The sequence below is a fragment of the Microcoleus sp. BR0-C5 genome (genome assembly GCF_036705045.1).
GTDB lineage: Bacteria > Cyanobacteriota > Cyanobacteriia > Cyanobacteriales > Microcoleaceae > Microcoleus.
Genome location: NZ_JAUBTR010000207.1, coordinates 1 through 1,313, shown reverse-complemented (window position 1 = coordinate 1,313; position 1,313 = coordinate 1). Strand labels below are relative to the sequence as shown.

The window sequence follows — 1,313 nt, the reverse complement described above, 5'->3', positions numbered from 1 at the left end:
GTATCTGCTCAATAAATCGGGGGAAGGTATGACCAGGCGAACTAATGAATGATCCCAATTGCCAACAATTCTGATAAAATATCAAACATGACCCAAAAACCGCTCACCGACTCAACCGCCGAATCCCTCTTGGCCACGATTGACCCGGAGACGATAGGTGATGAGCAAGTGCGCGAAAGCTTTAAACTCCTGCTCAATGCCATTGAGCAGGTAAAATCAAAAGTCAAAGAACTCCAGGCAGATAACCAGCGATTAAGGGATGAAAATAATCGTCTGAAAGGGGAGCAGGGCCAACCAAAGATCAAAGCGAATGGCCAGCCTGAAGATAAAAAGAACCACTATTGGGAACAGGAACGTCACCAACCGAAAGCGCATAAGAAAGGTAAAAAAAACGAATTCATTAAGATTGACCGAGAGCAAGTTCTGAAAGTCTCATTAGAACAACTGCCACCTGACGCGGAGTTTAAAGGCTATGAAGAAGTCATAGTTCAGGACATTAAAATTACCACCGACAATGTATTGTTTCGCAAAGAGAAATACTATTCGCCCTCTTTGGGCAAGACTTATCTAGCAGAAGTCCCAGCAGGCTATGAAGGTCAATTTGGCCCGGGGCTCAAAGCTTTGATCGTCAGTCAGTACTTTCAGGGGAATATGACCGAAGCCAAGCTACAGGAGTTCTTGTCCAACATAGGAATATCCATTTCCGCAGGTCAAGTGTCAAACCTGCTAATTAAGAATGGAGAAATTTTTGAGACGGAGAAAGTAGAAGTTTACCTTGCGGGTCTTGAAAGTTCTCCCTGGCAGCACTTCGATCAGACAGCGGCTCGAGTAGCCGGTAATAATCTCTCCCTGCAATATAGTGTGTAACCCTTGGTATACGGTCTATGCCACCACCGAAAAGAAAGATCGGCTGACAGTGCTTGATGTTTTACTTGGAGGAATTGAGCGACAGTTTCTTCTCAATGAAGAAGCTTTCACTCTGCTGAAAACCTTCAACATTCCTCAGAAAATTATAGCGGGTCTTCTCAAGCTGCCTCAATCAATCCTGTTGGGGGAGGCAAGTTTTCTGGAGGAGATCAACCACCACCTGCCAAAACTAGGTTCAATTGAGCTCAATCGCCTACTTGAAGCTGCCGCCATTGCCGCCTATCACAGCCCATTTGTGACTCGCCGGTAGTGCAAGCATTGGTCTGTGACGACGCCCCGCAGTTTAAATTACTGACCGAGCAACTAGCTTTGTGCTGGGTGCATGAAGGCCGCCACTACAAAAAGCTCACTCCCTCTGTTGGCTATCATCGCCAGTTTTTAGATAA

Annotated in this window: 2 protein-coding genes; both read left to right on the top strand. The window is 45.9% G+C overall.

What is annotated here, in order from left to right:
- Positions 1 to 48 precede the first annotated feature (48 nt).
- Positions 49 to 867, top strand: a complete 819-nt coding sequence (locus QUB08_RS31965) for a hypothetical protein (RefSeq protein WP_333230318.1) — start codon at positions 49 to 51, stop codon at positions 865 to 867.
- The gene (locus QUB08_RS31960) at positions 860 to 1,177 is read left to right on the top strand and encodes a hypothetical protein (protein ID WP_333230316.1); all 318 of its coding nucleotides are present in this window, start codon (positions 860 to 862) and stop codon (positions 1,175 to 1,177) included. The genes QUB08_RS31965 and QUB08_RS31960 overlap by 8 nt, the downstream gene beginning before the upstream one ends.
- Positions 1,178 to 1,313: the final 136 nt, after the last annotated feature.

What these genes read in the sequence shown, in the direction of transcription:
- QUB08_RS31965 (WP_333230318.1), top strand. Translation starts at nt 49, where the DNA reads ATGATCCCAATTGCCAACAATTCTGATAAAATATCAAACATGACCCAA.